This window comes from Amycolatopsis mediterranei (assembly GCF_026017845.1).
GTDB classification, from domain to species: domain Bacteria; phylum Actinomycetota; class Actinomycetes; order Mycobacteriales; family Pseudonocardiaceae; genus Amycolatopsis; species Amycolatopsis mediterranei.
Genome location: NZ_CP100416.1, coordinates 4,231,674 through 4,248,494, shown reverse-complemented (window position 1 = coordinate 4,248,494; position 16,821 = coordinate 4,231,674). Strand labels below are relative to the sequence as shown.

Annotated in this window: 19 protein-coding genes and 2 pseudogenes; 10 read left to right on the top strand and 11 right to left on the bottom strand. The window is 70.7% G+C overall.

Annotated features, from left to right (window positions below; genetic code table 11):
• Nucleotides 1–125: 125 nt before the first annotated feature.
• The 4 genes from ISP_RS19690 to ISP_RS19675 all read right to left on the bottom strand — a co-directional run bounded on the left by ISP_RS19690 (nucleotide 126) and on the right by ISP_RS19675 (nucleotide 3,624).
• The gene (locus ISP_RS19690; protein WP_013225564.1) at nucleotides 126–629 is read right to left on the bottom strand and encodes a MarR family winged helix-turn-helix transcriptional regulator; all 504 of its coding nucleotides are present in this window, start codon (nucleotides 627–629) and stop codon (nucleotides 126–128) included.
• A 78-nt stretch (nucleotides 630–707) separates the two neighbouring features.
• Nucleotides 708–1,655 carry an NmrA/HSCARG family protein gene (locus tag ISP_RS19685; protein WP_013225563.1) on the bottom strand — a complete coding sequence of 316 codons (948 nt, stop codon included), beginning with the start codon at nucleotides 1,653–1,655 and terminating at the stop codon, nucleotides 708–710.
• A gap of 49 nt (nucleotides 1,656–1,704) precedes the next feature.
• Nucleotides 1,705–2,655 carry an alpha/beta hydrolase gene (locus tag ISP_RS19680; RefSeq protein ID WP_013225562.1) on the bottom strand — a complete coding sequence of 317 codons (951 nt, stop codon included), beginning with the start codon at nucleotides 2,653–2,655 and terminating at the stop codon, nucleotides 1,705–1,707.
• Nucleotides 2,656–2,685: 30 nt separating this feature from the next.
• Nucleotides 2,686–3,624, bottom strand: a complete 939-nt coding sequence (locus ISP_RS19675) for an NADP-dependent oxidoreductase (protein ID WP_013225561.1) — start codon at nucleotides 3,622–3,624, stop codon at nucleotides 2,686–2,688.
• A 290-nt stretch (nucleotides 3,625–3,914) separates the two neighbouring features.
• On the opposite strand from ISP_RS19675, the gene ISP_RS19670 reads away from it, so the two are divergent.
• Nucleotides 3,915–4,841 carry a DMT family transporter gene (locus ISP_RS19670; RefSeq protein ID WP_013225560.1) on the top strand — a complete coding sequence of 309 codons (927 nt, stop codon included), beginning with the start codon at nucleotides 3,915–3,917 and terminating at the stop codon, nucleotides 4,839–4,841.
• A 9-nt stretch (nucleotides 4,842–4,850) separates the two neighbouring features.
• Here ISP_RS19670 and ISP_RS19665 read toward each other — a convergent pair whose 3' ends face one another.
• Entirely contained in the window at nucleotides 4,851–5,330 is a 480-nt protein-coding gene (locus ISP_RS19665; RefSeq protein WP_013225559.1) for an Lrp/AsnC family transcriptional regulator, read from the bottom strand.
• Between the two features lie 225 nt (nucleotides 5,331–5,555).
• Nucleotides 5,556–6,335, bottom strand: a complete 780-nt coding sequence (locus tag ISP_RS19660) for an SDR family oxidoreductase (RefSeq protein ID WP_013225558.1) — start codon at nucleotides 6,333–6,335, stop codon at nucleotides 5,556–5,558.
• Nucleotides 6,336–6,439: 104 nt separating this feature from the next.
• Between ISP_RS19660 and ISP_RS19655 the strand changes: the two genes are divergently transcribed.
• The gene (locus tag ISP_RS19655) at nucleotides 6,440–7,111 is read left to right on the top strand and encodes a TetR/AcrR family transcriptional regulator (protein ID WP_013225557.1); all 672 of its coding nucleotides are present in this window, start codon (nucleotides 6,440–6,442) and stop codon (nucleotides 7,109–7,111) included.
• Between the two features lie 114 nt (nucleotides 7,112–7,225).
• Nucleotides 7,226–7,666 carry a hypothetical protein gene (locus ISP_RS19650; protein WP_230468848.1) on the top strand — a complete coding sequence of 147 codons (441 nt, stop codon included), beginning with the start codon at nucleotides 7,226–7,228 and terminating at the stop codon, nucleotides 7,664–7,666.
• Between the two features lie 6 nt (nucleotides 7,667–7,672).
• On the opposite strand, the gene ISP_RS19645 is transcribed toward ISP_RS19650, so the two are convergent.
• The 3 genes and pseudogenes from ISP_RS19645 to ISP_RS19635 form a co-directional block, all read right to left on the bottom strand.
• Nucleotides 7,673–7,807: a hypothetical protein gene (locus tag ISP_RS19645; RefSeq protein WP_014467008.1), complete on the bottom strand. Its 135-nt coding sequence runs from the start codon at nucleotides 7,805–7,807 to the stop codon at nucleotides 7,673–7,675.
• Between the two features lie 55 nt (nucleotides 7,808–7,862).
• Nucleotides 7,863–8,012 (bottom strand): annotated as a pseudogene (locus ISP_RS19640) (IS256 family transposase); the annotation flags it as partial.
• 156 nt (nucleotides 8,013–8,168) lie between these two features.
• Nucleotides 8,169–8,710: pseudogene (locus tag ISP_RS19635) on the bottom strand (transposase); the annotation flags it as partial.
• A 131-nt stretch (nucleotides 8,711–8,841) separates the two neighbouring features.
• On the opposite strand from ISP_RS19635, the gene ISP_RS19630 reads away from it, so the two are divergent.
• Nucleotides 8,842–9,615, top strand: coding sequence for a class I SAM-dependent methyltransferase (locus ISP_RS19630; RefSeq protein ID WP_230468847.1), 774 nt, complete (start codon nucleotides 8,842–8,844; stop codon nucleotides 9,613–9,615).
• Nucleotides 9,616–9,689: 74 nt separating this feature from the next.
• Here the strand turns inward: ISP_RS19630 and ISP_RS19625 are convergent, their stop codons facing one another.
• Both ISP_RS19625 and ISP_RS19620 read right to left on the bottom strand, forming a co-directional pair.
• Nucleotides 9,690–11,222 (bottom strand): FAD-dependent oxidoreductase, encoded by a 1,533-nt coding sequence (locus ISP_RS19625; protein ID WP_013225551.1) that lies wholly within the window; start codon nucleotides 11,220–11,222, stop codon nucleotides 9,690–9,692.
• The gene (locus tag ISP_RS19620; RefSeq protein ID WP_013225550.1) at nucleotides 11,219–11,419 is read right to left on the bottom strand and encodes a hypothetical protein; all 201 of its coding nucleotides are present in this window, start codon (nucleotides 11,417–11,419) and stop codon (nucleotides 11,219–11,221) included. Before ISP_RS19620 ends, ISP_RS19625 begins: the two co-directional genes overlap by 4 nt.
• A 226-nt stretch (nucleotides 11,420–11,645) precedes the next feature.
• Between ISP_RS19620 and ISP_RS19615 the strand changes: the two genes are divergently transcribed.
• The 6 genes from ISP_RS19615 (at nucleotide 11,646) to ISP_RS19590 (ending at nucleotide 16,781) form a co-directional block, all read left to right on the top strand.
• Complete coding sequence (locus tag ISP_RS19615; protein WP_014467006.1) at nucleotides 11,646–11,777, top strand: hypothetical protein; 132 nt, start codon at nucleotides 11,646–11,648, stop codon at nucleotides 11,775–11,777.
• A gap of 83 nt (nucleotides 11,778–11,860) precedes the next feature.
• A complete protein-coding gene (locus tag ISP_RS19610; RefSeq protein ID WP_013225549.1) occupies nucleotides 11,861–12,982 on the top strand; it encodes a sensor histidine kinase in 1,122 nt (373 codons plus the stop codon).
• The gene (locus tag ISP_RS19605) at nucleotides 12,979–13,644 is read left to right on the top strand and encodes a response regulator (protein WP_014467005.1); all 666 of its coding nucleotides are present in this window, start codon (nucleotides 12,979–12,981) and stop codon (nucleotides 13,642–13,644) included. Before ISP_RS19610 ends, ISP_RS19605 begins: the two co-directional genes overlap by 4 nt.
• A 220-nt stretch (nucleotides 13,645–13,864) precedes the next feature.
• Complete coding sequence (locus ISP_RS19600; RefSeq protein WP_014467004.1) at nucleotides 13,865–14,605, top strand: VOC family protein; 741 nt, start codon at nucleotides 13,865–13,867, stop codon at nucleotides 14,603–14,605.
• 107 nt (nucleotides 14,606–14,712) lie between these two features.
• Nucleotides 14,713–15,405, top strand: a complete 693-nt coding sequence (locus ISP_RS19595) for a response regulator transcription factor (RefSeq protein ID WP_013225546.1) — start codon at nucleotides 14,713–14,715, stop codon at nucleotides 15,403–15,405.
• Nucleotides 15,402–16,781, top strand: coding sequence for a HAMP domain-containing sensor histidine kinase (locus tag ISP_RS19590; RefSeq protein ID WP_013225545.1), 1,380 nt, complete (start codon nucleotides 15,402–15,404; stop codon nucleotides 16,779–16,781). The genes ISP_RS19595 and ISP_RS19590 overlap by 4 nt, the downstream gene beginning before the upstream one ends.
• Nucleotides 16,782–16,821 lie beyond the last annotated feature (40 nt).

The following is a 16,821-nucleotide window of genomic DNA, read 5'->3' as shown; positions in this document are numbered from 1 at the left end:
AACGGCACCGGGCGCGCAAGTGGACAAACCGCCGGACAAGCCGGCCGTCCGATTTCGAGCGCCGGGTCAGGTCGGGCAACCCGCCCACGTCAGCGACGCGGCCACCCGCAGCTCCGCCACCGCAGTCACGCTTTGCCCCCGCGGCGGCGAGGGGCGGCCGAGCGAGGTGGCGTCGAGCGCATGTGCTCGCGCACCGGCGCCAGCAGGCCGGCGAGGGTCACCACATCGTCCGGCGAGAGCGGCTCGAACAACAGGCCGCTGACCACCTCGATGTGGCCGGGCAGCACCCGCGCGAGCAGCGCGCGCCCCGCGTCGGTGATGGTGACGGTGACGCTGCGCTCGTCGTCCGGCGAAGGGGCGCGCACCACCAGACCTGCCTTCTCGAGCAGACCCGCCTGGTAGGTCAGGCCGCTGCGGCTGTAGACGACGCCGTCGGCCAGGTCGGTCATCCGGTGGCTGCCCGACGGCGAGTCCCCGAGCCGGGCCAGCAGCTGGAACTGCACGTAGCTGAGATCGCCGGCCTCGCGCAGCTGCTGCTCGACCGCGTGCCGGAGCAGGCTGGTGACTTCGATGAGGTCGAAGTAGGCGCCGAGCTGCACGGGGTCGAGCGACGGCGGCGAATCGGTCATGACGGAAGTCTACTGCTTCGAATTCGAAGGGTGCCGGTTTCGCTGAAGCTGCGGCTCCGGGAGTACCGCCGATCGGGGTCAGGCGGGCTTGACCGCCTCGACGTGGTCGCTCAGCCAGCCGCGGAAGGTCTGCAGGCGCGGGTTGAGCGACCGGACCAGGTCCAGGTCGCGCGCACCGACGAAATCGCGCTCGCCTTCGACGTAGAACTGGAACATGTTGCCGAACTCGTCACCCGCGGGCAGGCCGAGCACGCGGAACCGGTCGTGCGTGAGCGGCCGGTAATCGACCGGTTCGCCGAGTGCGTCGGCGAAGGCGGCGGCGTACTCGGCGCCGGTCAGGTGCTCACCCGCGATGCTCACGGTCTCGCCCACGTACTTGTCGCCGGCGGCGAACACCCCGTAGGCGGTGCGGCCGATGTCCTCGGCCGCGATGCCGGCCAGCTTGGCCTCCCCCATCGGCAGGGTGAGCACGAGCCGGCCGTCCTCGCCCCGCATCGGCCCGGAGCCTTGGGTGAACCCTTCCCAGTAGAAAGTGCTTCGCAGGTAGGTCGTCGGGACACCCGAGTCGCGGAAGAACGCGTCCGCCTCGGCCTTGACGTCGAAGTGCGGGACCGTGTAGCGGTCCTGCAACACGGGGGCCCGCCGGGCGGACACGGGAATGACCTCGCGGGTGTCCTCCAGAGTGGACCAGATGACGTGGGCGACCCCGGCCGCCTTCACGGCCCGGGCGGCTGTCGCGGCCTGCGCCAGTTCGACGTCGGCGGACATGGACTCCCAGAAATTGGTCACCACGTAGGCGCCGTGGGCGCCCTCGAACGCCTTGCGCAGCGACTCCTCGTCGTCCAGGGTCGCCGCCACCACCTCGGCGCCACGCTCGGCCAGCGCGCGGGCCTTCGCCGAGTCCGCGTTCCGGGTGACGGCCCGGGCGGCGAACGGACCGTCGGGAGCGTCCAGAATCGCCCTGATCAGACCGCCGCCCTGCGCACCCGTCGCACCCAGCACCGCGATGATCTTCTTGTCACTCATGAGCACTCCTCATTGCAGCGCGAAACTTTCGAGTGGGTTGTGGACCCGGTCAGATCGACTTGAGGACCCGGACCCGGTCGGCGAGAGCACGGCGGGCGACGTCGGAGCCGAAGGCGATGGAATCGAACTCGTGCGGGGCGCCGGGGTGCAGGTGGAACTCGACCGGCACGCCGGCGCGGCTGAGCTTGGTCGCGTAGGCGGTGTCCTCGTCGCGGAAGACGTCGAGCTGGCCGACCTCGATGTAGGCCGGAGGCAGGCCGGTCGCGTCTTCGAGGCGGGCCGGGGCCGCCGTGGCCGGGACGTCGGGGCCGCCGGCGGCGTCGCCGAGCAGGGCCGGCCACGCGGTGAGGCTGTCGTCGTAGGACCACAGCACGTAGGGCGCGATGTGTGGGTCGGGCGTGGTGGTGCGGTCGTCGAGCATGGGCATGAGCAGGATCTGGCGGGCGATCTTCGGGCCGCCGCGTTCGCGGGTGAGGATCGTCAGCGCCGCGGCCATGCCGCCGCCCGCGCTGTCGCCCATCACGCCGATCCGCTCCGGGTCGACACCCAAATCGGCGGCGTGCTCGTGCAGCCAGCGCAGCGCGGCGTAGGCGTCTTCGAGCGGTGTGGGATAGGGGTGCTCGGGGGCCCGGCGGTACTCCACCGACAGCATCGGCACACCGCTGGCCGAGACGTAGCGGGCGACCGGCCCGTCGAACAGGTCGATGTGGCCGAAGATGTACCCGCCGCCGTGGAAGAACAGCACCGCGGGACCCGGTGCCGCACCGTCCTTGACGTACCACCGCATCGTGATCTTCGTGCCGTCGTCCGCGGTCGCGTGGTGCTCGCTGGTCTTGACGTCGGCCGGGATCGGCTGGGCCGTGCTCGCGGCGCCGATGATCGGCTCCCACATCGCGCGCCGCGCCGCGATGTCGCCCACGGCCGGCGGTGTGGCCTCCGCCATCGCGCCGGCCATCGGGGCCAGTGCCTCGGCGATTTCGGGATCCAAGCTGAGTGCCATGGTCGCTGCCTTTCAGGATCGGGTGGGGGGTCAGGCGGTGGGCGGGAGGACGATGACCTTGCCGTGCACCGCGCCTTCGGCGGCCCGTGCGTGCAGGGCGCCCAGCTCGGCCAGCGGCACCCGCTCGGCGACCTCGACCCGCAGCTCACCACGGTCGACCAGCGCCACCAGCTGCGCCAGCTGGTCGGCGTCGCTGCGGACGAACAGGTCGATGCCGCGCACATTGCGTTCCTCGTCGCTGGGTGCGGGCATCCACACGGTCGTGTTGACCACGACACCGCCCGGCCGGACCAGGGTGACCAGCGCCGCCAGCTGCTCCGGCGCGACCGGGGCGAGGTTGAGCGCCACATCGACCGGCTCCCTCACCGCCGCGGTCACGTCGGTGGTCGTGTGGTCGATGACCTCATCGGCGGCCTTGACCGCCTCGGCGCTGCGCGGGCTGGCCGTGGCGATCACGTGGGCACCGGCGTTCTTGGCCAGCTGCACGGCGTAGCCACCGACCGCACCCCCGGCACCGTTGATCAGCACGTGCTGCCCCGCCGCCAGCTTGCCGTGGTCGAACAGCGCCTGGTACGCGGTCAGCCCCACCAGCGGCAGCGCAGCGGCTTCGGCCAGCGGGACGCTCTTCGGCGCCGCCGTCAGGACCTCGGCCGGCGCCAGCACGTACTCCGCGGACGCGCCATCGTCGGTCATCGGCAGGAACCCGACGACCGCGGCGCCGGCCTCGAAGCCGTCCACCCCCTCCCCCAACGCGTCGACCGTGCCCGCGACGTCGCGGCCCGGCGTGTGCGGAAGCACCACCGGCATGGGGCCCTGCATGTTCCCCGCCCGCACACTGGCGTCGATCGGGTTGAACGACGTCGCGGCGACGCGGACCCGGACCTGCCCGGCGCCGGGCGTGGGCTGCTCCACGTCCTCGTAACGCAGGACACCGGGATCGCCGTACTCGTGGAAACGCACTGCCTTCATCGGAAGTCTCACTCTCGCTTCGGATTGCTTCGAAGTTGAAGCAACTACGGATGACAGTACAGCTGCTTCGAATTTGAAGCAAGTGACGCCGCTCACCGGCTCCGGGACACCGGGACCGAGGTCCGCCACTCGTCCTGTCCTGATCAACCCGTGCATCGTGCGGCAGCCGCCGGATCCGCCACGGCCCCGTCGCACATCGTTCGGAATTGACGAGCTTTCCCGGTCTGATGTTCGATCCCGCGACCTCTCGAGCCGCACTTCACCTACCTTGGGATCTCATGCTCGTACGTATGAAGATCGCCGAGACCGGTGGCGTCGCGGCTGTCTTGGGCGCCGCGACCCTGTGGGGGACGGTCGGCCCGGCTCAAGTCCTTGCCTCGACCGACGTCGACCCGGTGGCGCTGGGCGCGCTTCGCCTCATCGGCGGAGGCATCATCCTCTTCGGCCTCGTGGCGGCGCGCGACCGCGCGACGTTCAGCCGATGGCGTTCACTCGGCCGCGGCGGCGCGCTCGGCTGGCTCCTGCTGGCCGCCGCGGCGACGGCCGCCTACCAGGCCGCCTTCCTGAGTTCGGTCGAACGCACCGGAGCCGCACTGTCCACTGTGGTCACGTTGGGGGTGGCGCCGCCCGCGGTCGGCGCGCTGGCCCGGCTCGGCGGCGGCGAGCGGCTCACCCGGCCGTGGATCTTCGGGACCGTGGCCGCGGTCGCGGGGACCGCCGTGCTGCTGCTGCCCGACGCCTCCGTCCGGCTCGACACCTTCGGCGTCGTCCTCGGCATCGTCGGCGGCCTCTGCTACGGCGTCTACACCGTCGCGGCGAAGAAGCTGCTCGACAGCGCCGCACCGACCTTCGTCGCGGTCGCCACGACCCTCGTGCTCGGCGGAGCGATGATGCTGCCCTTCACCGGTGACGTCTCCCGCGCCTTCGCCGAGCCGGACGCCTTCGCCCTGGTCGGCTGGCTCGCGGGACCGGCCACCGCGCTCGGGTACTTCTGGTTCGTCTCCGGCCTGCGGCACGTCACCGCCTCGACGGCGGGAACCCTGAGCCTGGCCGAGCCGCTGGTGGCCGCCGTGCTGGGGGTGGTGCTGCTCGGGGAGAGGCTGTCGCTGCCCGCCACCGCCGGTGCCGTCCTTCTGCTGGCCGGCTTGCTGATCGCGACGATCCCGGCACCGCGCCGCGGAAGGAGCGCCGAACCTCGCCACCTCCTCACCGCTTGACGGAACTCCTCAGCGCGGCCGCCGCCGGCCGTCGGCCGGGTCGATGCGGCGCGACCGGACGTGCTCGTAGACCATCGTGGTGTGCACGTCGGCGACTTCTCGTCGTTCGGTCAGGCGGTCGATGACGAAGGCGTAGACGCCGTTGATGTCCGGGACGGCGATGTGGATGAGAAAGTCGTGCGAGCCGGAGGTGACGAAGAGGCCGATCGTCTCCGGCAGCCGCGCCGCCCACTCCCGGAACCCCTCGATGATCGGGCGGGCCGGCGGACGGATGCGGACCGAGATGAGCGCCTGGACCGGCCGGCCCACCGCTTCGAGGTCGACCGCCGCGTGATACCCCGTGATGATCCCGTTCTCGCGCATCGAGCGCACGCGCTCCAGCGACGTCGACGGAGACACGCCGGCCTTGCTCGCCAGTTCGCGGTTCGTCTGCCGGGCGTCATCCTGCAACTCACGCAGGAGAGCCTGATCGATCGAATCAATGTCCACGACACCGAGCCTATCCCGCACGAAGTTCGGCACTCCATGGTCACGGTCGACAATCTCGATCGGGGAGAAATTGCCGAATATCGTGGCGACGCAATCGAACCGTGCGCCCGGCGCCCACTCGTGTCCACCATGGATGGTCAGCGCGCCGGCACAGCTTACTTTCGGCATCGGGAGATCCGCGATCGCGGCCGATGGCCGCGTCCCCTGTGGAGTCGGCCGGCGTGCTCATGCGGCCCCGGCCTGAAGGGCGGGGCCGAGGAGGAGTCCACCGTCGATGACGTACTCCGACCCCGTGATGAACGAACCGTCCGATGACGTGAGGAACAGGAGAAGACGGCTGACGTCGGCCGGCTCTCCGAGCCGGGGGATGGCGAACGGCTCGGGTGAGTAGAAGTCGGCGATGGCCGCGGCTGCGCCGGCCGCCGGTTCGTGGATGAAGGGGGTCGAAATCACGCCGGGGTGGAGGGTGTTCACCCGGATGTGGTCGCGGCCGAGCTCGAGGGCTGCCGTTCGGGTGAGGCCTCGCACGGCCCACTTGCCGGCGACGTACGGCGCGTAGTGCGCCGTGCCGCCCAGTCCCATGGTCGAGGCGATGTTGACGATGGCTCCCCCTCCGGCGCGGCGCAGAGCGGGGGCTGCGGCCTTGATGCCGAGGAAGGTCCCGGTGAGGTTGACGTCGAGGATGCGCGACCACGTGGCCTGCTCCGTGTTTTCGATCGTGGCCGGCGGATTCTGCACGCCCGCGTTGTTGACGAGCACGTTCAGGACACCGAAAGCGGTCTCGGCGGCCAGCACCGCGGCGGACCACGAGCTCTCGTCGGTGACGTCGAGGCGGGCGAAGCGAGCGCGGGTCCCGAGCTCGTCGGCGAGAGCGGCGCCGCGTTCCGCGTCGAGGCCGCCGATCACCACGTTCGCTCCCTCCGCGTGGAAGGCGCGCACGTGGCTCGAGCCCTGGCCGCCGGTTCCCCCGGTCACGAGCACGGTCTGGTTGTCGAAGCGGGGCATGGGATGTTCCTTCGGTCAGTGGTGAGCCGGGCGACTCACCATCGTCTCCGACCCTAGGTCGGCGGCAGTTGCGAGTCAAGCCACTCACCTCGTATGCTCGGCCCGTGAGCAAGGCCGTGACGACGTATCACCAGCGCGTCGCCCAGGAGAAGCGCGCGCTGATCGTGACGGCCGCGACCGCACTGTTTCTCGAGCTGGGCTACGACCGGACGTCGCTGGCGCGGATCGCCGAGCGCTCGGGCGTTTCACGGGCCACCTTGTTCAAGCAGTTTCCGAGCAAAGCCGCCCTGTTCGACGCCATCGTGACCGAGGCATGGTCGACCGCCGACGAGGAGGAGCCTCCGCCGGCAGGCAACTTCGTCGACGGACTCGGCATCCTCGGTCGCCGTTACGCCGAGCTGCTGGGCCGGGCCCGGATGACCGACCTGTTCAGGATCGTCATCGCCGAGCTGCCGCGGTTCCCCGAGCTGGCCCATGCGCAGTTCTCCCAAGGGAAGATGCCCTACTTCGAGTCCGTACGCGGCTATCTCCTGGCCGAACACGAGGCGGGAACGGCGCGGATCGAGGACGTGGACCTCGCAGCCACCCAGTTCCTGGGCATGATCTCCAACTACGTCTTCTGGCCGACCCTCCTGGTGCCGGGCTGGGAGGTGAGCGCCGAACGCGTCGCTCAGGTGGTCGACGAGGCCGTCCGCACCATCGCCGCCCGGTACGCCGCGACCGGACCAGGGGCGTCGGGTCCAGCCCGCCGGTCCAGGCCGTCACCACGCAGCTGATCCGGCGGGGGTCGCAGTACGGATGCGGCGCAGCAGCCCGTTCCGTGCACATGCCGCCGATCAAGCGTAGTCCTACTCATGGTGCTGCAGGCGGGGAACGCCTACCGTGCTGGCGTGGATGATCACCAAGCCCAGCCCCGGCCAGGTACGCCAGGGACGGCCCGCCGCTGTGCCATGGCCGCGGCCGTCGGCGGCGGGCTCGGCCTGGTCTGGTTGGCGGCGATGAAGACGGCGTCCCTGGACGCGGCGCTGTCACGTGCCGAGCTGGGCGCGCTGGGCATCGTGGTCTTCGGCTTGCCGGCCGGGGCACTGGCGGCGTGGCCCCTGCTGTGGGCGGCGGGGGTGCGACGGGCCTGGCTGGTCGCCCTGCTCGCGCCCGTTCCCGTGGTCGTGCTGTGGCATCTGCTGGATCTGGTCTGGCTCGACACCGGCGTGCGCAACGGTTGGCTCGATGCCCTGCCGCTGCTAACCCTGACGGCCGCGGGGTACGCGGCCGCCGCGCTGGTCACGACACCCGGAGTCCGGCGCGGTCCCGGCAGGCGCCGCGAAAGGTGAAGCACATCACGTCAGCGGGCCGGTACCTCGGTCATCGCGGCGGCGGGTTTCCTTCGCGGCCAGGACTCCGAGGGCGGAGACAGCGGCGGCGATGATCACGTAGATGGCGACGGGTGTCCCGCTGCCGTAGGCCTTGAGCATGGGGGTCTGTCAAACGAACGCCAAACGAACGGTGTAACTCGGGGGTTGAAGGAAACTACTTGCGTCCGGCGGCCAGGCGGCCGTCGAAGGCGATCTCGAAGGCGTTCAGCGCGGGTTTCCAGCGCATGGTCCAGCGTTTGCGGCCGGTGCCGGTCGGGTCCAGGCTCATGATCGCCATCTAGACGCACTTGAGCGCGGCTTAAGCGTGTGGACCAGCGACCACCTTGATCACGTCGCCGCCGAGCTCAACGACCGGCCACGCGAGTGCCTCCACGACAAGAGCCCGCACCAGATCATGCAACAATGGGAACATCGACTGATCGCCGCGATCATTCGCAACGATCACTAGAAACCGCCCCAAGTCGAGGGGCCGGTTCTGCCACTCGACCATGCCCTCGACGACCTTGTCAGTGATCGTGGAGATGGTCTGCCGGGACACTTCGGCGCCATCGACCTCGGCCAGATGCGCCGAGATCTCCCCGGTCGTCAGCCCCTTCGCGGCCAGCGAGATCACCATCTCGTCCACCCCGCCCAGGCGTTTCCGCCGCTTGGCCACGATCTTCGGCTCGAAGCCGGCATCCCGGTCCCGGGGCACGTCGATCTCGACCGGGCCGACGTCGGTGAGCACGGTCTTGGACCGAATGCCGTTACGCGAGTTGCCGGTCCCACGACCGGCCGGTCGTGCTTGTCATAGCCGAGGTGGTCGGTGATCTCGCCCTCGAGTGCGGACTCCAGCAGCCGCTTCGTCAGCTGCGCCAGCACCCCGCCCTCGCCGGTCAGCGCCAGCCCGCCAGCCTTCGCGCGGCTCACCAGTTGCGCCACGAGCTGCTCGTCCAGGCCATCCAGCCCGGTCTCGGCCTTCGGGTCCTCAGCGTTCTCCACGCCGGACATCATGTCGGTCATCAGGTGCACTTCCATGATCGGGAGATACACCGCTCGTTTTCCCCTGACGAGCGGACGGGTTGCCCCTGCGAAACCATTGGTGAACCGGCTTGCTCCGCTGATGTACTGATGTGCCACCGTGAGTCTGCCGCGTGACGGAGGTAGTAGTTGTGACGGGTTATGACGCGCTTGCCGAGGTGTACGAGTGGCTCATCTCCGATGTGAAGCTGGCTCCGGCCGAGTTCGCTGCGTCGTTCGACGACGTCCTCAGTCTCCTGCCGTCCAACGCTCACGTCCTCGATTGTTCGTGCGGAACCGGGCAGTTGGCGGTTGGCCTCGCCGGTCTCGGTATGCGGGTTGTCGCCACTGACGCCAGCGAAGCGATGGTTCGTCGGACTGCGGAGTTGTCCGGTGAGTTCGGGGCATCCGTCCGGACACTGCGGGCGGACTGGGAAGAGTTGCCCGGCCATTTCGCCGACGCCACTTTCGACATGGTGTTCTGCGTCGGCAACTCGCTGCACCACGCCGTGGGGGCGAGAGGCAGGGTTGCTGCTCTGGAGTCGATGTCACGGCTTCTGCGCCGCGGCGGGCGCTTGGTGCTCACTTCCCGCACGTGGGAACTCGTGAGGGCCAGAGGTTCCCGGCTGGACATCGGTGACCGGCTCGTCCGCCGGAACGGTCGTGATGCCGTCGTGGTCTACCGCTGGGAGATTGCACCCCTTTGGGAGGACGAGCACCACATCGAGATTGCGATCGCGCAAGTTGATGCGGCCGGGTCGGTTCTCGTCCGCTCGGAACTGCTGTCCTGCTGGCCCTACCGATACGAAGAACTCGAAGTCGAGTTGCACCGGGTCGGACTTCGGACGGAACTGAGCACGTTCAACCCTGAGGCCGAGAACTACCTGGTGGTGGCGAGCAAGATATAGCCAACGGGCACACCGTCGAGCACGGCGGCGGCGACAGCTACCGGGTGACCGGTGACCTGTCGACGTCTCGGCGGTCAAGCGCTCCGGCTGACGCCGACCCGGTCCAGGTAGTCCCGCACGGCAGTCCTGCTCGCGCCGGGTGCGCGCAGCGCGAGGTAGCCATCAGGCCGCACCAGGACGAGGGTGTCGCCGTACGCGGTCCGCGCGTGCCCCTCGACGTCCACCAGATCGGCACCGCTGCCCGGCGCGCCGACCGACACCGGCTTGATGAGTCCACTGTGGGCGGTGCCGGCGTCCTGCAGTGGACCGGCGCAGGACTCGCCGAAGCCGAGCAGGGTGAAATGCGGGCCGCGGAAGGCGTCGAACAGCCGCCGTGGCGTGCCGGAGCTGTCCACGCAGGGCGCGTCGGGCGCACGATCACCGGCGCGCGGTCCAGTCCCGGCGTCGCCGTCGACGGACAGCGAGCTGGCCGGGTAGCCGAGCCCGAGCTGCTGGCCGTCCGGGGGCGCGCCGGCCGCGATGTCCGTGCCGCCACGGTTGACGAACCGCTCCGCGACCCTGCGCAGCCCCTCGGCACTCACGCCGAGCGTCCACGAGGCGACCGGGAGCCGCTCCTCCTGGTAGCTGTCCAGCAGCGACTGCCGCGCGCCGGAACACACCATGGCGAGCTTCCAGCCGAGGTTGTACGCGTCCTGGATGCCGGTGTTCATGCCGAGGCCGCCGGCCGGCGGATGCACGTGCGCTGCGTCGCCGGCCAGCAACACCCGGCCCACCCTGAACCGGTCGGCCATCCGCACGTTCACCCGGTACGTGGACAGCCAGCTTGCCTTCGAGAGCCGGATGCCGTGCCCGCCGGCGAGGTCGTCCACGATCCGCCGGAAGTACGGCAGCGAGGGTTCGGGGAGGCTGCCCTCCGCGCCGAAGTCGTTGAACGGTACGGCCTGCAGTTGCCAGGACCGCTCGTGGCGGAACGGGCACAGGGCCAGGAACCCGCGCCGGCGGACGGTCCACTGGTACCAGGCGTCCGGTTCGAGCCCGTCGAGCTCGACGTCCCCGAGCAGCATGGCCTGCTCCCCGCTCTCGCCCTCGAAGCGCACGCCGAGTGCCTTGCGCACGGTGCTGCGGCCGCCGTCGCAGCCGACCAGGTAGCGCGCAGCCACCCGCTCGCCGGTATCCAGCACCGCATGCACGCCGTTCGCGGACTGGCTGAACTCGGCGAGGCCTGCGGCCAGTTCCACCCGCACGCCGTCCTCGGCGAGCCGCGCGCGCAGGATCCGCTCGATCCGCCACTGCGGGATCAGCAGCCCGCCGTCGTAGGGCCGGTCCGGTGCAGGTGCCCGCTGGGCGTGCGGGCCGGCCTCGGCAACCAGGTCGCCGTCGAGGTACCGCCGGTGTGGCAGGTGCCGGAACCCGTAGTGCAGCACCTCTTCGGCAACACCGAGGTCGTCCAGCACCTCTTGGGTGCGTGCGGTGAGCCCCTTGCCGCGCGAACCGGGGAAGTGCTCGCCGGCTCGGTCGACGATGCGCACGTCGACGCCCCGGCGGGCCAGCTCGATGGCCAGCGTGAGCCCGGTGGGTCCGGCGCCCGCGATCAGGACGTCGGTCACCGGTCCCCCTGGCTGACCAGGCCGGCGGTGAGATCGCCGAGCCCGTCGGTGCCGTTGAGCACGGTGACGTTCGCGCCGGACGGGCCCCGCGCGATCAGCGCCCGCACCTCGTCGTAGCCGTTGACCGACCAGGCCGGATCCCCCGCCGGGGTCCGCACCGCCCTGACCGGCGCCGATGCGGCATGCATGCTCGCCATCACACCCTCCCTGATCCCGTGCGGTCACTGAGGCGATCGCGGTGACGCTAGCCGGTTTCCGGGCCGGGTGTCCTCGTGCTGGAGGTGGAGATCGGGGTGGATAACTGCCTGGGAAATCTCCACCGCGGTCTCCTCCCGCGAACCGACGACACACCGGGGCGGTGTTCGTAGCGTCGTCATCAACAGTTGTGCCGTCGCGATAGTGACCATCGAAGGAGTACCACCCATGTTGATCGGATCCCTGCTGGCTGCCGCCGGTCTGTTCACCGGTGTGCCGATCGCGGTGTGGCTGACCGTGGCTGTCCTCGCCGTGGTGGGTGTGGTGGCCTTCAGGATCCGGAGGCGCCGACGGCGTTGACCAAGTTGCGCTACGGCAGATGCAGACAAGGAGCGACGACGGTGATAGTGACGGGGCAATGGGTGCCACGGCGATGGTGGCCGGTGCGGCTGGGGGTAAGCCTGGCCGCACTCGGCGGCATCGTCTACGGCATCAACGCCCACACACCGGGATTCGGTCTTCACGGTCAGGCACTGGCCCTGCTGATCTGCGTCGTGGTCGCCTGCCTGGGCTGGCTGGTCAGGACCGTCACCGTATACCTCGACAATCAGCACCGCACCCTCACCGCGACCGCCGCCGGCGGGGCGCTGGTCACCGCAGGTGGCCTGCTCATGAGCATCGCCCCCGTGCCCGCGGCGCTGGCCCTGGCCGGTGTGGGAGCGTTCACCGCAGCCGTGGAGCTGACACCCGCACTGGCCACGACCCTGACCGCCGCCGGCGTCCTGGTCGCGGCCGTCGGCACCGCGACGATCAACCACCAGTGGGTGGCCTTCGCCGGCTACTCCGCCGGACTCGTGGCGCTCACCCTCGCGGGATTCAACCGCCGCCAATACAAACAACGCCTCGTCCAGGCCGAGCAACTGCTCACCCAAACCCGCATCGCCGCCGCCGCCGACACCCGGGCCGCCGCACTGGACGAACGCACCCGCATCGCCCGCGACATCCACGACGTGCTCGCGCACTCCCTTGGCGCAGTGGCCGTGCAACTCGACGCCGCCGACGCACTCCTCGAGGCCGGCACCGGCACACCACGAGCCCGGCACCACGTCCAACGCGCCCGGCACCTGACCGTGGACGGTCTCACCGAAGCCCGCCGCGCCGTCGGCGCGCTGCGCAACGACGCCCCACCTCTTGGCGACCAACTCTCCGCGTTGGTCGCCGACCACCACAACGACGCCGCCACACTCACCATCTTCGGCGAGCCCCGCCCGCTACCGGCGAACGCCGCCCTCACCATCTACCGCACCGCGCAGGAAGGCCTCAGCAACGCGCGCAAACACGCCCCCGGCCAGCCGGTGACCCTGCACGTGCACTACCACCACGACAACGTCGCAGTCACCATCACCAACCCCACCGGCACCACCGCCGACGGGAGCGCACTCGGCGCTACCGGCGGCAGCTACGGGCTACCCGGGCTGGCCGAGCGCGCCACCCTGCTCGGGGGCACACTCACCGCAGGACAAGACGCAACCAACTGGAGCCTGCAGTTGTGGCTACCGACATGACCACCCCTGACCACCCGACGTTGCGCGTCGTCGTCGCCGACGACCAAGCCGCCGTCCGCGAGGGTCTCGTCACCCTGCTCGACCTCCTCCCCGACATCGCCGTCGTCGGCGCCGCCGCCGACGGCGACCACGCCCTCACCCTCGTCGAACAACACGCCCCCGACGTGGTGCTCATGGACCTGCGCATGCCCGGCGTCGACGGCATCGAAGCCACCCGACGCATCCATGACCACCACCCCGCCACAAAAATCGTCGTGCTCACCACCTACAGCGACGACACCTCCATCCTCGACGCCCTGCGCGCCGGCGCACTGGGCTACCTCACCAAAGACGCCGGCCGCGACCACATCGCCCAAGCCATCCGCACCGCCGCCGCCGGACAAGCCGTCCTCGACCCCACCATCCACGCCCGCCTGCTCGCCGCGACCGCGCACCACCCGGACACGCCACCGTCAGCACCACCAGACGGGCTCACCACCCGCGAAACCGAAGTCCTCACGCAACTCGCCGCCGGACACTCCAACACCGAAATCGCCCGACAACTCTTCGTCAGCGAAACCACCATCAAAACCCGCATCAACCACATCTACGCCAAAATCGGCGCCGCCGACCGCGCCCAAGCCGTCCGCTACGCCTACCAACACCACCTCACCCAGCCATAACCGCGTCCCGGTAGAGCCACCGGGACGGGGGTCGCTCATGGCACACGTGAAATGGGCGAACTCGCGGAACCCGAACGCAACACGAACTTGCGCCCCGACCACGCGTAGTCGGCAAAGCCGTCCAATGTGGACGACCACCGGGTGTCCCGGGACAGCGAGTTCCTCTCCGCCGGCGCGACCTGGCTTGCCACCGCATCGGGGCGGTGTCTACGTTGCGGTGATGGGTTCGCGACTGCTGGCGGTGACCTTCGAGGCGGACAACCTCGCTGAACCGGCACGCTTCTGGGCCGGCCTGCTCGGCCGGGAGGTCGTCGAGGACACCGGCGGTGTGCTGCTCCCGGGCGGCGACACCCAGCTCGGCCTGCGGTTCGTCCCGGGCCGCGCCGGCCGGCTCGGCGCGCACCGGATGCACCTGCACCTGACCAGCACCGACCTCGACGACCAGCGGCACACAGTGGCCACGGCGATCAGGCTCGGTGGCCGCCACGTCGACGTCGGGCAGCGACCCGAGGAGGCGCATGTCGTCCTGGCCGACCCGGCAGGCTACGAGTTCTGCGTGATCGAGCCCGGCAACGGCTACCTCGCGGGGTGTGGCCCGCTGGGCGAGCTGACCTGTGCCGGCACCCGGCAGGCCGGCCGGTTCTGGAGCACGGCGCTGGGCTGGCCCCTGGTGTGGGACCGGGGCGCGCAGACCGCGATCCAGTCACCGCGCGGCGGCACGAAAATCGCCTGGGACACGTGGGACGGCACCCCGAAAGCGGAGCCGAACCGGCAGCGCTTCGAGCTGCTCCCGGCCGACGGCGACCAGCGGGCGGCGATCGACGCGCTGATCTCCCTCGGCGCCACCCGGCTCGACACCCGCAACGACGGCACCGTCGTACTGGCGGATCCGGACGGCAGCGAGTTCTGCGTGCGGCCGACCGGTCGCCACCCCGCCGGGTCACCAACCCCGCCGGGGTGACCGTCGCTCTGGACGTGCCGGTGACGCCGCAGGCGAGCCGCCCTGGCGGGCGGTTCAGCCGAAAGCGAGGCGAAGACGCAGCAACGTCCTCGAACCGCTGGTGCATGATGGCGGCCATGCCGCACCGTGTCCTGCTCGCCGACGACGACCGCGCCATTCGCGAGTCCCTCGTCAGAGCCCTCGACCTCGAGGGGTACCACGTCACCGAGGTGCCCGACGGCGTCAGCGCCCTCGCCACCGCGCGCCGCGGCCCCTTCGACGTGCTGATCCTCGACGTGATGATGCCCGGCGTCGACGGCCTCGGAGTCTGCCGGGTCCTGCGCGCCGAAGGCGACCCCACCCCGATCCTCATGCTCACCGCACGCGTCGAAACCCCCGACCGGGTGGCCGGGCTGGACGCCGGAGCCGACGACTACCTGCCCAAGCCCTTCGAACTCGACGAACTCCTCGCGCGGCTACGGGCCCTGCTGCGCCGCACCTCACCCGAGCCCGACGCGCGGCGCACGCTGCGGCTGGGTGAACTCGCGGTCGACCCGGCGGCGCGGCGGGTGTGGTGGCAGGGCACCGAGATCACCCTGTCCAAAACCGAGTTCGACCTGCTGGAACTGCTGGTGCGCAACGCCGGGATCGTCCTCGACCGGACCACGATCTACCAGCGGATCTGGGGTTACGAGTTCGGCGCCGACTCCAAGAACCTCGCCGTCTACATCGGCTACCTGCGCCGCAAGCTCGAGCAGGCCGGGGCCACCGAACTGATCCACACCGTCCGCGGCGTGGGCTACTCGGTGCGACCGGCATGAACCTGCGCAGCAAGCTCGCGATCGCCTTCGCCGGCGTCGGCGCGGCCGCGGCCATCCTGGTCGGGGTCTTCAGCTACCAGGCCGCCTCCCAGCGGATCGACGCCGAGCTCGACCGGTCCCTGCTCACCACCTCGGCCGAGGTCGCGGCCGGGGCGACGCAGATCCTCGCGCCGAGCCCGCTCACCCGCGGCCCGGACGACGACGACCACGACGAGGCCCAGCCCATGGTCGCCCAGGCGATCGCCCCGGACAGCACCACCCGGCCGCTCGGCGGCCGGCCGGTGCGCCTTCCCGTCGACGACGCCGATCGGGCACTGGCCGCGACCGGCTCCCTCGGCGACCACCGCTACCGCGACTTCACCGCCGGCCGCGACGACTACCGGGTCATCACCGTGGCCCTCGGACCCGGCCGCGGCGCGATCCAGCTCGGCATCGACGTCGACGAATCCCGGCACGTCCTCCAGGAACTGGCCGCTCGCATCACCGGCGTCAGCGCCCTCGTCCTGGCCGTCGCGGCCCTGGCCGGCTGGCTCCTGGCCCGCCAGATCACCCGCCGGCTGGTCCGGCTCACCGACGTCACCGAACAGGTCAGCGACGGGCGCCTCGACGACCTCGCCGTGCCCACCGGCGGCCGCGACGAGGTCGGCCGCCTCGCGACCTCGTTCGACCGGATGCTCGGCCGCCTCGCCGACGCCCGCGCTGACCAGGAACGCCTCGTCCAAGACGCCGCCCACGAGCTGCGGACCCCGCTGACCAGCCTGCGCACCAACGCCAGCGTCCTGCGCCGGTTCGCCGAACTCACCCCCGAATCCCGCGCGCGCCTGCTCGACGACGTCGACGGCGAGACCCGCGAGCTGACCCACCTCGTCGACGAGCTCGTCGAACTCGCCACCCGCCGCTACGAAGCCGAAGAACCGTCGCCGCTCCAGCTGGGCGACGTGGCCGAGCACGCCGCCGAGCGCGTCCGGCGCCGGACGGGACGCACCATCACCGTCACCGCCGACGCGTCAGCGGTGACCGGACAGGCGAAAGCGCTGGAACGCGCCGTTTCGAACCTGCTGGAAAACGCCGTCAAGTTCGCCCCCGACGGCCCGATCGAGGTCGTCGTGCGCGACGGCCGGGTGCAGGTCCTCGACCGCGGCCCCGGTATCGGCGACGAGGACGCGGCCCGGGTGTTCGATCGCTTCCACCGCGCCGACGCTGCCCGCGGCCTGGCCGGCTCCGGGCTCGGCCTCGCCATCGTGCGCGACATCGCGCTGGCCCACGGCGGCACCGTGTTCGCCGAGCCGCGCCCCGGCGGCGGAGCGGTGGTCGGCTTCGCCGTCGGAACGGATCTTCTCTTACCGAACTCTCACCCTCGTCACGTCGACGGCTAACCGGGCCCAGGCAGGGTGGATCTCACCGAGATCATTCCGA

Coding starts and splice junctions, on each gene's coding strand:
- ISP_RS19660 (WP_013225558.1), bottom strand. CDS start 6,335: ATGCCCCGCTTCGACAACCAGACCGTGCTCGTGACCGGGGGAACCGGC.
- ISP_RS19645 (WP_014467008.1), bottom strand. CDS start 7,807: ATGCTCAAGGCCTACGGCAGCGGGACACCCGTCGCCATCTACGTGATC.
- ISP_RS19685 (WP_013225563.1), bottom strand. CDS start 1,655: ATGAGTGACAAGAAGATCATCGCGGTGCTGGGTGCGACGGGTGCGCAG.
- ISP_RS19690 (WP_013225564.1), bottom strand. CDS start 629: ATGACCGATTCGCCGCCGTCGCTCGACCCCGTGCAGCTCGGCGCCTAC.
- ISP_RS19620 (WP_013225550.1), bottom strand. CDS start 11,419: ATGGCGAGCATGCATGCCGCATCGGCGCCGGTCAGGGCGGTGCGGACC.
- ISP_RS19675 (WP_013225561.1), bottom strand. CDS start 3,624: ATGAAGGCAGTGCGTTTCCACGAGTACGGCGATCCCGGTGTCCTGCGT.
- ISP_RS19615 (WP_014467006.1), top strand. CDS start 11,646: ATGTTGATCGGATCCCTGCTGGCTGCCGCCGGTCTGTTCACCGGTGTG.
- ISP_RS19595 (WP_013225546.1), top strand. CDS start 14,713: ATGGCGGCCATGCCGCACCGTGTCCTGCTCGCCGACGACGACCGCGCC.
- ISP_RS19590 (WP_013225545.1), top strand. CDS start 15,402: ATGAACCTGCGCAGCAAGCTCGCGATCGCCTTCGCCGGCGTCGGCGCG.
- ISP_RS19600 (WP_014467004.1), top strand. CDS start 13,865: ATGGGTTCGCGACTGCTGGCGGTGACCTTCGAGGCGGACAACCTCGCT.
- ISP_RS19670 (WP_013225560.1), top strand. CDS start 3,915: ATGAAGATCGCCGAGACCGGTGGCGTCGCGGCTGTCTTGGGCGCCGCG.
- ISP_RS19680 (WP_013225562.1), bottom strand. CDS start 2,655: ATGGCACTCAGCTTGGATCCCGAAATCGCCGAGGCACTGGCCCCGATG.
- ISP_RS19605 (WP_014467005.1), top strand. CDS start 12,979: ATGACCACCCCTGACCACCCGACGTTGCGCGTCGTCGTCGCCGACGAC.